10 protein-coding genes are annotated in these 11,873 nt (G+C 48.8%); 3 read left to right on the forward strand and 7 right to left on the reverse strand.

Annotated elements, in window-relative coordinates; all coding sequences use genetic code 11:
* Positions 1-628 precede the first annotated feature (628 nt).
* A complete protein-coding gene (locus JUB14_RS08060) occupies positions 629-1,891 on the forward strand; it encodes a response regulator (protein WP_207505349.1) in 1,263 nt (420 codons plus the stop codon).
* A 271-nt stretch (positions 1,892-2,162) separates the two neighbouring features.
* On the forward strand, positions 2,163-2,543 hold the full coding sequence (locus JUB14_RS08065; protein ID WP_207505350.1) for a DUF423 domain-containing protein: 381 nt from the start codon (positions 2,163-2,165) through the stop codon (positions 2,541-2,543).
* On the opposite strand, the gene JUB14_RS08070 is transcribed toward JUB14_RS08065, so the two are convergent.
* The 7 genes from JUB14_RS08070 to JUB14_RS08100 form a co-directional block, all read right to left on the reverse strand.
* Positions 2,540-3,562 carry a hypothetical protein gene (locus JUB14_RS08070; protein WP_207505351.1) on the reverse strand — a complete coding sequence of 341 codons (1,023 nt, stop codon included), beginning with the start codon at positions 3,560-3,562 and terminating at the stop codon, positions 2,540-2,542. The genes JUB14_RS08065 and JUB14_RS08070 overlap by 4 nt on opposite strands.
* 3 nt (positions 3,563-3,565) lie before the next feature.
* Complete coding sequence (rodA, locus tag JUB14_RS08075) at positions 3,566-4,849, reverse strand: rod shape-determining protein RodA (protein ID WP_207505352.1); 1,284 nt, start codon at positions 4,847-4,849, stop codon at positions 3,566-3,568.
* A 78-nt stretch (positions 4,850-4,927) separates the two neighbouring features.
* Entirely contained in the window at positions 4,928-6,871 is a 1,944-nt protein-coding gene (locus tag JUB14_RS08080; protein WP_207505353.1) for a penicillin-binding transpeptidase domain-containing protein, read from the reverse strand.
* A gap of 142 nt (positions 6,872-7,013) precedes the next feature.
* Entirely contained in the window at positions 7,014-8,048 is a 1,035-nt protein-coding gene (locus JUB14_RS08085) for an SMP-30/gluconolactonase/LRE family protein (RefSeq protein WP_207505354.1), read from the reverse strand.
* A 102-nt stretch (positions 8,049-8,150) separates the two neighbouring features.
* The gene (locus JUB14_RS08090; protein ID WP_207505355.1) at positions 8,151-9,005 is read right to left on the reverse strand and encodes a universal stress protein; all 855 of its coding nucleotides are present in this window, start codon (positions 9,003-9,005) and stop codon (positions 8,151-8,153) included.
* 111 nt (positions 9,006-9,116) lie between these two features.
* Complete coding sequence (locus JUB14_RS08095) at positions 9,117-10,625, reverse strand: alpha-amylase family glycosyl hydrolase (RefSeq protein WP_207505356.1); 1,509 nt, start codon at positions 10,623-10,625, stop codon at positions 9,117-9,119.
* 33 nt (positions 10,626-10,658) lie between these two features.
* Positions 10,659-11,234 (reverse strand): Maf family protein, encoded by a 576-nt coding sequence (locus JUB14_RS08100; protein WP_207505357.1) that lies wholly within the window; start codon positions 11,232-11,234, stop codon positions 10,659-10,661.
* A 172-nt stretch (positions 11,235-11,406) separates the two neighbouring features.
* Between JUB14_RS08100 and JUB14_RS08105 the strand changes: the two genes are divergently transcribed.
* Positions 11,407-11,862 (forward strand): MarR family winged helix-turn-helix transcriptional regulator, encoded by a 456-nt coding sequence (locus tag JUB14_RS08105; protein ID WP_207505358.1) that lies wholly within the window; start codon positions 11,407-11,409, stop codon positions 11,860-11,862.
* Positions 11,863-11,873 lie beyond the last annotated feature (11 nt).

Here is an 11,873-nt window from a genome sequence, read left to right on the forward strand (position 1 = left end):
GGACTCCTGCTATCATATGACTCCCTGTACACACAAGTACTTCAGCAGGCTCCAGAAATAAATTAAAAACGTATGAATGTGTTGCAGCTGGTACCTATCAGACAACACGTTACTAGCAGGTAGTTATAGCTTTATAAATAGGTCCATATTTGGCATACTCTTTGCTTTTGATGGAGAACCTGCCTGCTGATCCTGTTTAAGTTTTGAAGCGCAATCCGTTGATTAGATGGGTGCTGTCAGGACTAAGGCTGGCAAATTGCCGCTTGCAATTACCTGTAGTTCACTACCGCCTGTCATTCAGCCCGGCAGATACCTCCTCCTGCTTGCAGAGGTGCATGTGTTATTATTTTCTGAGGATTCTAGACACTACTGTAAAGGAGTGATTGCTGCTTGTATAGTAGTTCTATTACAGTAGCAATGCCATCAGCTTGTATGGTCTTTACATAGTAGCGTCTATGAGCGGTGTGCGACACTGGAGCGGTTGATACTTAAGACAAAGCTTGATTTTGGAATACAAAAGGTAGCAGCCGAACAGGGGGGAAGAGCTAACTCTGAGCCTGCTGCCAGCTATCACGCATACAGGGCTAATACAGACCCGGACCCACTATTTTAATAAATTATACACTATATGCTAAACACACTACCGGTATCAGCTCATGTACCCCAGCAAACACAAGCCTCAACGAGCTATAAAGTGCTGGACACAGTAGCTGAACCAGAATTTGATCGGCTGACTCAGCTAGCCTCCGTTATCTGTAAGGTACCTGTTTCATTAATTACACTTATTGATGAGGAAAAAACGGTTGTACAACCAAAACAGGACCATAATCTCCAGGAACATCTCAATGCTTTCTGTACGTATACTCTCAGTAGTAGCACATTACTGGAGGTAGAGGACATTACTGAAGATACCCGATTCAAGAATAGTCTGGATGTCTCCGGGCCTGGTGCCATTCGTTTTTATGCAGGTTACCCAATCATAGATTCCCGGGGAACCTCGCTGGGAGTATTCTCTATACTAGATCGTAAACCTAATAAGCTCACCGTAGAGCAGCGGTTTTTGCTTCGGGTATTGGCACAGGAAACTGCTTCGCACCTGGTGTCTAAACAAGACCGAAAAAAGCTGGAACAGTACGAATCGCTTTACAAGGAAGTAAGAGTACTGGTGGTAGAAGACGATCGGCTCAACCAGGAGAAGTCTATTGACATACTAAGCAACTTCGGGTTTATAACTGACCAGGCCGAAAACGGAAAGGCTGCCATCGAGAAAGTAAAAACCAACCGGTACGATGTCATTCTGATGGATATACATAGCTCTGAAAGCGATGTATACGACACCATTGAATACATCCGTAAAAAGCTGCATATCTCCATACCGATAGTGGCTATGATGGCCTGTTCTGTGGGAGACTCGAGTGCCCCTATTTACGAGGCGGGTATAAATAGTTTTCTGGTAAAGCCATTTTCTGCCAAAGAGCTTTACGATACAATCACTCACTATACAAGTGCGGGGAAAGTGACTTCGAATCAGGAAGAGGAAGCGGATATAGCGGAAAGTGTGATAGACCTGACTTACCTGAAGAACTTCTCGGATGGGTCCAGGGAGTTTGAGAAGGAAATGATAGAAATGTATCTTTCCAAGACTCCGGAAGAGATGAATATTATTGAGAATGCGGTTCGGGAAGGGGACTATGACCTAATCAAGAAAAGAGCTCACAAGATAAGCAGTTCTTTTGCTTTGATGGGGGTAAAAGAGCAGGGACTGCTAAAAAAGATTGAAGAGTACGCAGGTAGCCATGTTGATCTGGTTATGATACAGACAAGCTTCGACAAACTAAAATCTATATTTCAGCAGTCCATAGTTGTACTCACAAAAGAGTTCGAAAAGTAGTCAATAGCTTACTGATCCGAAGAAGAGAGCTTGCAGCAATTGCGCGGTAAGCTCTCTTCTTTATGGCGCAAAGCGGAGCGGAACAGGGTATCTTCTTCTCAGGTCCTTACCAAGTCATTTCAGCCCAGCTATAGTTAAAGGTACTCCCGGTATGGAAGGATAAAACCAGTAGGATCTGTAGAGGGGAGTATGAATTTTTGTGGAGCATAGTTGATATGCCAGGGCGGAGCCAGTACCTTTGGCCGGACTAACTACTAATTACTGCTGAACTATGAAATTTATGATACAAGCCGGGGCTATATTAGGGGCGTTGGCTGTTGCCCTGGGAGCCTTCGGAGCGCACGCGCTCCGCGCGACACTGGAAGCCTCGGGTCGGGCTGATACCTTCGAAACGGCCGTTAAGTACCAGTTTTATCATGCCATTATGCTGGTAGCCGTAGGGATACTGATGCAGCGGGCCGGGGAAGATGCCGCCCGCTGGCTGGGCTGGTCGGGGTATGCCTTTATCGGAGGAGTACTTATTTTTTCCGGTTCTCTCTACACCATCTGCTTTACCGGTATTACAAAGTTTGGAGCGGTGGCACCCATTGGAGGCCTGCTACTGATAGCCGGTTGGGTCCTTCTGCTTATCGCGGCTGGTAAGTTCAGCTAGTGGTGCGAAATCAGCTCGAGGCTCTTCCGGACGAGCTGCCCCATGGTACGGCACTCCATAAAAGCCTGGTGCTGGTAGTGCCGTGCCAGTTCTTGCCGTAGTTGAGCGATGTACTCAGGACTCGAGAGCGTGTCTTCGGACATGACATCCAGGATATCATTGGCCCTCGACTTTTCGATGCGCATTCGCGTAGCAATCTGCGTACGTTCCTCGATCTGGTACTGACGCACGCTTTCAGAGGTCATGTACTTCATACCCATTTCGATGATAGGGTTATTCTGCCGGAAGTACTGGGGCATGTATACTGATTTCTTACCCTCATACGACTGCTGGTCAAAATCAATAGCGCGCAGGCGGTAGTAGATCTCTTCAAAATCAGGAGTGATATCTACGATGAAGTTGCTGGAATGCATATCACCCAGCAGCCTTATAAAACACCTTTCATTAAACTTCACAAACTCCTTACAAAGCCGGATAGGGTTGAGGCTGGGCTCGTACAGGTGCGTTTTCATAAATATATCCCCCGGTATACCCACGATATGCTCTTCTACCAGTGAGTTGCCACTGGTCAGGTAGCTTACCTGATTGGGTGAGAGGATATCTTCCAACTCCAGCCCGTATACCCGCGAGGCATCGGCATGTTTGATATAAAAGTAGTCGAAGTTGTCGTTGATCTGGTTGACGATCCGGATGCGGAAGGGGCGCGTATTGCCGTACGTACACAAGTCTACGCGATCGACCGAGAGGTGTCTCAGAATAGACAGATCGCCATCTACTTTGAGATGGGCGTAGATAGTCTTGAGGGCATAAAAGATATCCTGCGTATCGCTGGACTCATAAAATACTGACAGCCAAAGCGTATCATTTCCCCTGGGGTCATATAACGAGACAGCGTTAGAAAACCGGTGCAGGTCCGTATAGTGGATACTAAGAGGTACCTCCCGCTGGTACTTGACCAGGTACTCCCTCAGATCAGGACTGATCGGGTAGGGGATCTTCTTCTTGCTGATCAGAGCCATGGCTCAGGTACGCGATAAGGTATATGGACGTTGTGAGTCGATTTTCAGGAAAATAAACAGTAGGATTGAAAACGACCACAGCGACGAACCCCCGTAGCTGAAAAAGGGCAGAGGAATACCAATAACCGGCATAAGACCGATGGTCATACCGATGTTAACCATGAAGTGAAAAAACATGATACCGGCAACGCAATAACCATAAACCCGGGCAAAGCGCGTTCGCTGGCGCTCGGCCAGGATCACCAGACGGGCAATAAGGCCCATGAAGAGAACAACCACAATAGCAGCTCCGATGAAGCCATGCTCTTCGCCTACGGTACAGAAAATAAAGTCAGTACTCTGCTCAGGTACAAAGTCAAACTTGGTCTGGGTCCCTTCCAGAAAGCCTTTGCCTATCAGTCGTCCCGAACCAATCGCGATCTTGGATTGAATTACGTTCCAGCCGGCACCACGCGGATCTGAATCAGGATCAACCAGTACCATGATACGGCTGCGCTGATGCTTTTGCAGAATGTTATTTATAAAGAAATCTACCCCGATCACTACGCCCATCATAATAAACGCCACCACCAGTGTAGCCAGTAAGCCACCCTGGCGACGGGTAGTCTTGGGCATGAACCATATGATCAGTCCGGCTATGATGACAATACCGGCTACGATAAACCAGTTGGATACCAGCAGGGTCATTACTACCAGGATGGCCATAATAATACCTACGGCGGGGATAATACCAGGGAGCCCTTCGCGGTATAGCATGATCGCAAAAGCCGCAAATACAAGCATGGACCCGGTTTCGTTCGAAACCAGGATCAGTAGGGACGGTACTCCTACAAAACCTGCTATAGGCAGGTACTCCTTCCAGGAGCGGGTCAGACTCACGGTAGGATCACTAAGGTACTTGGCCAGGGCAAGGCTGGTACCTAATTTGGCAAACTCAGCAGGCTGGATAGAAAAGGCACCTATCTTGATCCAGGAGTGTGAACCGTTGATATCAGCTCCGATGAAAAGTACAGCGACCAGCATCAGTAGTACAATCCCGTAGATGATGTACGCAAAGGTATCGTAAAACTTATGGTCTATAACCAGAATAGCAATAATGAGGAGTATCGTAGTCCCAATCCACATGAGCTGCTTCCCGGCATTGTGAGCCATATCAAAAATGCTGGTAGGCACCTCCGGACTGTACACGGCAGCGTAAATATTGAACCACCCCATCATTACACACAGGATGTAGATGAGTACGGCGATCCAGTCAAGATTCTGAGTTAATGTTTGGTTACGAGCCATTTTCTAAAAGTGGCAATTAAGGAGGGAAAGTGGATATAAAAACTGTTAACGTGATCGATACCTTCAGCTACTGAACGTCTAGTTTCCGGATGAAGCTACGGTCAGGCCAGGTTTGTTAGCCCCGTCTTTTTTAGTAGTAGCGATGGGGGCCGTAACCGGTGGCTTCTTCTTGGCAGTATCCTTCTTAGTGGGAGACTTGGTCCCCGGTACTATTACGTTAGGCATGTAGTTTCTTGAGAGTACATAGCTCTCGAGTGGTTTATTCTCAGTTTTCCGTTTCAGATATCGCTCTATGATCAGAGTAGCTACCGGAGCGGCAGCTGTTCCTCCCCACACCCCATTTTCAACGAAGGCTGCTATGGCTATCTTGGGATTATCCGCCGGAGCAAATCCAATGAAGATAGAGTGGTCCTTACCGATTTTATTCTGTGAGGTTCCTGTTTTTCCTGCGATCTGAACATCTTTAATTCGGGCCAGTCCCATTACAGTACCCGCTTCGACGGCTCCAACCATACCAGGTATGATAGTCTCAAAATGACGGGCCTCTATACCTGTTTCATGCTTTACAGTATACTCAGGCAGAGGTTTATTCTTTTCTCCAACACCACTTACTACGTGAGGCGTATAGTAGTAGCCGCGGTTAGCAATGATAGCAGCTACATTGGCCATCTTAAGGGGGGTGATCAAAAGCTCCCCTTCACCGATACTTAGCGAATATACATTGGAAAACTTCCAGCGATCAGCGCCATAGATTTTATCATAGTAGGTTTCATCAGGGAGGTTTCCTTTGTATTCACTAGGAAGGTCCACCCCCAGACGCTGGCCAATGCCGAACTTACTTACTTGCTCATTCCAGCGGTTGAGGCCCTCGGCTGATGCTTTATAGGTATCCTTGGTGTCATTATTATAAATAATACGCTTGAATACCTGATAGAAATAGGGATTACATGAATATTGTACCGCACTCACAATCGTAGAGGTAGCAGGGTGATTGTGACACTTCATAGGAGATCCTGCATGGCCAAAACCGGTACCCGGTGTAATTACTCCGTCTTGTAAGGCGATCAGGGCCTGTATCAGCTTAAACGTAGAACCCGGACGATAGCTAGCCATGACAGGTCGGTTAAAGAGCGGCTTGTATGGGTTCTTGGCCAGCATAGAGTAGTTCTTGGAGAAATGCCGGGAAGCCAGAATATTGGGATCATAACTTGGTGATGATACAATAGCTAATATCTGCCCGGTTTTGGGCTCAATCGCTACTACACTACCTACCTTATTAACCATGAGACTATCTGCATACTGCTGCACCATCAGGTCAATGCCGGTGTACAGGTTCTGACCAGCTATAGCCATCGTATCGAGTTCACCATCCTTCCAGGACCCTTTGGCTACGCCACTAACGTTTTGCATCACAAACCGGATACCTCGTTTACCGCGGAGCTGTTCCTCGTAATACTTTTCAATACCACTCTGTCCGATATAGTCGCCCTGCCGGTAGTACTCAACTTCCTGCTTTTCCATCTGCCCTTTAGTGATTTCACTCACGTACCCCATCGTATTGGCCAGTACTGGAGCCGAATAGGTTCGCAGGGAGCTTTTAGCAAACTCAAAGCCCGGATAGTCCACCATGATGTCCTGGATACGGGCAAAGTCTTCTTTAGAAAGCTGACGAAGGAAAAGGGACGGCTTAACGCGTGAGTAGGTACGTGCGGCCGTCATGAGGCTGTCAAAATCACGCCGTTCGATGCCAAGCAGCCGACAGAAAGTAAGGGTATCCTGTACTTTGGCCTTGTAGGGGGTCACCAACAGGTCGTAGACAGGCGTATTGTATACGATGAGGTTGCCGTACCGGTCATAGATCTGCCCCCGGAAAGGGATCTCTATTACTCTTTTGATGGAGTTACTGGACGATTCAATCGTATAACTTTCATCTAGTACCTGCAGGTAGAACAGCCTGAATAAGTAGGCAACACCTACAAATATGAAAAAACCAATAATGATAAAGCGACGATTCTCAAGCATTCCAATCAACCCAATTTTCCGTTCTCACCAAGAACGCCACGAAGTTCGTGATATTGAAACATATATCAAAAGGTAATAAATAATTTAGTTTTATGCACGTAAATGTCATAGAAATAGCAAGTTAGGTGCAATTTGTATGTATTTAAAAACCAGCTCCGCGTGCATTTGTTCTGATTCGGCACAGATATCCATCGGCTGTGATATATAAGGTACTACCATCGTTGCCCCAGGCGCAGTTGGCAGTAGCCTGTTTGGTATCTATCCGTCCCAGCAGTTTGCCTTCGGGCGATAGTATCAGTACTCCACCGGGTCCCGTTGTCCATACATTTCCGTCCTTATCCAGCTTGAGGCCATCCGGCAGGCCGGGTAGTCCCTGCTTCACCATGGAAGTTGCATCGAAGAACAACCTTCCCTTACCCAAGGTTCCATCGTTCTGTACCGGATAAGCCATCAGGATAGCTTTTTCCGGATCAGACTGGGCTACGTATAAGGTACGCCCATCCGGTGAGAAGGCCAGGCCATTGGGGCGAGTCAGATCGCTGATCAGCAGCGTTACATTTCCGTCGGGAGTAACTCGGTACACACCGTAATGAGGCAGCTCCTGGGACGGGTCATCCTGGCGCTTGGGCAGGCCGTAAGGTGGATCCGTAAAGTAGTAGCTGTTCTGCGTCGGATGCTGTACTACGTCGTTGGGGCTGTGAAAGCGTTTGCCCTGGTACCGATCGGCCAGGGTGAGCTTGCCGCCTCCTGTCAATGGCATGGCCGTGACCCGCCGGTCGCCGTGCTCACAGGCAATAAGCCGACCCTGTCGGTCGAGGGTAAGGCCGTTGCTGCCGGGTTCTTCGCTGTAGTACTCGTGTCCGGTGTAGCCCGACGGCTTCAGAAACTCCGAAAGTCCTTCCTGCTCACTCCATTTAAAGATAACGTTCTGAGGTACATCGGAGAAGAGCAAGTAATTACCCTCTTTGATCCAGATAGGTCCCTCGGACCAGACAAAACCCGAAGCCAGTACCTCAATGGGAGTACCCTTAGGAATTAGTTTTTCGAGTCGGGCATCCTGGTACACAACCTGACCGATACTGGGGTATACAGGCTGATTGGTAGCAGGCTGGGCAACACAGGGCGAAAGCAGACCGGTAGTCAGGCCTGCTAGTATAGGAAGAGCGGTCGTTTTCATAAACTGAGGAAGCGCCTAAGGCAAGTGATTTAAGTGATTTTACCCCTAAAAGGGCACAGGAACCGTTTCTCTACTGCGATAGATTGGGTTTAAAAGATGTACTTACCGAAGTGGAATCGTCAGAACCGGAATGTTTGAATGGTTAACGGTATCTTCGGTCATGCTTCCCAGAATTAAGTGCGACAGGCCCCGACGCTGGTGGGTACCCATGGTAATAATGTCCACCCCCTGCTCTTTGGCGAATTGCAGAATCTCTATTCCTTCATCCAGATCCAGGGCTCCTTTCAGGTGGAAGGTAGTATTTAGTAAATTACTGTCTGAGACCAGATCGCGGTAGCGCTGCTCAATGGCTTCCTCACTGCCTAGACCCGCCGGGTCATTAACATAAAGTATATGGAAGCTGATATCCGTGCCTAGGGTCTGCTGCAGAGCCGCCAGCCTGCGGAACACGACTTTCTGATCATCTTTCAGTGTCGTCGGGAAGGCAATGTTTTTGATCGGTCCGGGTATAGTCTCCTCGGGTACTGCCAGTACCGGACAGCAGGCTCGTCGGATTACTTTCTCGGTGTTTGATCCGATCAGCAGCTCCTCCAGACCACCCGCGCCCCGGGTACCCATCACGATCAGGTCCATATTATTACGTTCCGCGTATGTTTCGACTACTGACACCAGTGAACCGGGACACAACTCTGTACGGATCTTTAAACCGGAAAAAGCCCGTTTCTGAACCAGCTCTCTTCGTAGTTCGATCAGGTAATCGTACAAATCACTGGTAGTTACAGTGTCAGACTGCTGATTATATGCTCTGGATTGCCTGGATGTGGCTGCCTGAGTGGCATTTTCATCTACATTGAGGAGCACCAGTCCAGCATCGGCCTGAACTGCCAGCAGGGCGGCTACCTCCACTGCCGTTCGGGAGCCGGGGGAAAAGTCGGTGGGGACGAGGATCGCCTGCATAGTCAGTTAAGGGTTAGGTGCTGATGATACCTTAAAATTATAAAAAATTATGCTAGGGTCTACCGATTTTGTGGAGTATTCAGGAGTTTGTGAGGTCTGAAATAGGGTGGCTCAGAAGCTGAGACCCAGTAGTATACTGCCATAGGTTGGCAACTGAATGGTATCCCTGTCGGTAATGGCAGCCGGCAAAGTCTGGAAAATCACTCGCGTGTACTGCTCCATAGTATCGCTTAGCATTATGGTTTGCGGGGAGTCGAGCAGGTTATGAATAATCAGCACCGGTTGGGTAGGATGCGGGCGGAAGTAAGCAAGTACCTTATCGTTATCGATAGGAGTCTCCGCCAGGTTGGGCGCATGGATTTGGGCCAGGGCGGGCTCAGCCTTACGAACAGCAATCAGTTTTTTATAATGATGGTACAGGGAATTCGGGTCCTGCTGCTGCAGCGACAGGGGCCTGACCGTAGCGCGGCGTGAGTACCTGGGTTTGATCCAGAGGGCTCGCTGGGGATCATCACGGTCCTCGGTCCAGATGAAGGGTTCCCGGATGCGCTCATCGGGCTTCTGCCCCAGCATACCTATCTCTTCGCCGTAGTACATATAGGGCTGACCGGGTAGGGTAAGTAGCATCGAAGCCGCGAGTTTCATCAGGGCTATGTTGCCCTCAACTACGCTGCCAATCCGGTTCTGGTCGTGATTGGTCAGCATGGTAGCATCTATAAAGTCAGGATTATAGCGGCCGAATATGGCGTAGTCGTCCAGCAGCTTACGGACCAGGTCTTGGTGAGTACCCTGGTATAGTATACGCTGAAGATGGTAGCTCAGGTCAAAGTGGAAGTTTGCCTTAAGCCCCCGGAAGTAAGGTCCTACCTCCTCGGTTGGAGCCCACACTTCCCCAACCGTATAGGTGCCGGGTTTGATGCGATCGACCTCCTTGCCAAACTCCTCCCAGAATACCGGATTCCGGTGCTTGACCCAGTCGGGGTAGATGTGGCGGGCAGCATCAAGCCGGAACCCGTCCACGCCTATTTTATTGAGCCAAAACGTTAGGATTTTCGACACTTCATAGCGAAGGAGTGGAGAGTCGTAGTTGAGGTCGGGCATACTATGCGTAAACATCCCGTAGTACTTTTCGGCATCACCCGGATTATCATGCCAGGGGTTCGCTTCCCACGAGTCGGCCGTTAGCTGTCGGCGTCCTATCCCTTTGGCGTCAATTTGTTGCTGGGTCATCCACCAGTAAAACATCCGGTGGGGATTTTTTGTGCTGGCACTGGCCTTCCTGAACCACGGGTGCTGGGTACTGGTGTGGTTAATCACCAGGTCCATATATACATGGATATTGCGCCGGTGAGCTTCTGCCAGTAGCCTTTTAAAATCATCCATCGTCCCAAACTCCGGCTCGATGGCGTAATAGTCCGTGACGTCGTACTTGTGGTACGTAGGGGAGGGGTGAATGGGCGTAAGCCAGATCGCCTCTATTCCCAGATCCTGCAGGTAGTCCAGCTTGGATGTAATGCCATTCAGGTCTCCGATTCCGTCACCGTTGGAATCGCAGAAGGCCCGTACAAATATTTCATAACATACGCGGGGCAAATGCACTGGGGCACTAGGGGCGTTCATCAGCTTCCGGTTGTGGTATGAATTAGTAATCTGTTAGTTGACGTGAGGCTTTAGCAACTGGTACACTTTATGCACAGGAAGCCCCATGATAGTATAGTAGGAGCCCTCTATACGCTCAATGCCCACCATGCCAATCCACTCCTGTATGCCGTAGGCTCCGGCCTTGTCGTAGGGACGGTACTGCTCGATATAGTAGTCGATCTCCGCATCTTCCAGCTCTCTGAACGTGACATGCGCTATATCACTTGCAGGCTCATAACCCTTCGGGCCCAGTAGGCATATACCCGTGATGACCTGGTGGGTATGGCCCGAAAGTTGCCTAAGCATGGAGCGAGCTTCCGCCGCATCAGCCGGTTTATTCAGTATAGTTGTATCCACTACCACTATAGTGTCAGCACACAGTACGAGGGCCTCGCCCTGGTACTCCCCAAACTGCTCCGCTTTGTGTTGGGCCAGGTACTCCGCTACCTGAGCCGCATGCATGGTCGGCGGGAATAGTTCATCAGTGGGTCGTACTTCTACTCTGAAATCAAAACCAGCTTCTTTCATGAGTTGTTGGCGCCGGGGCGAATTAGAGGCAAGGATCAGCGGAGACTTTAGTGTAAGCATACGTCTGGTAATGTGCGAACAGCTGGTAGAGTACGGCTATAATACCATCAAATCTTTTCTACTGTTCAGAAGTTTTTATAATTTGTTTGTTATAAAGGAACTAAAATTTCTTTAATGTATGTTTGTACATTAAATGTAAATACATTAATATTGCATCACATTGAAAGAAGCTATGTCCATCGAAACTGATATAAAGCAGAAAAAATTCCGGTCACCTTACCATCGGCTGACTGTGAATCTTATCTATACCAGCAATTGGCTGATGTATCAGCAGTTGGAGGTCCTGCGCGAGTATGGTATTACTCCTCAGCAGTATAACGTGCTCCGAATATTGAAGGGCCAGTACCCTGAGCCTATCAAAGTTAATGCCATAGCCGAACGCATGCTGGATAAAACATCCAACGCTTCGCGACTGGTAGATAAACTTCTGGCTAAGGAGCTACTGATTCGCAACTCCTGCCCGTCTGACCGGAGAGCCGTAGATGTCATTATTACAGAGAAGGGACTTGCACTGCTGACGCAACTTGATCCGGTGATTCTGGAAATGGAGAAGAATCTGCATACGCTTACTCCCGATGAAGCCAACCAGCTTAGCGATTTGCTGGACAAATTGCGCAAACCAGAATAATACAACTTTAT

Origin of the sequence: Telluribacter humicola (assembly GCF_017355935.1) — a bacterium.
GTDB classification, from domain to species: Bacteria; Bacteroidota; Bacteroidia; order Cytophagales; family Spirosomataceae; genus Telluribacter; species Telluribacter humicola.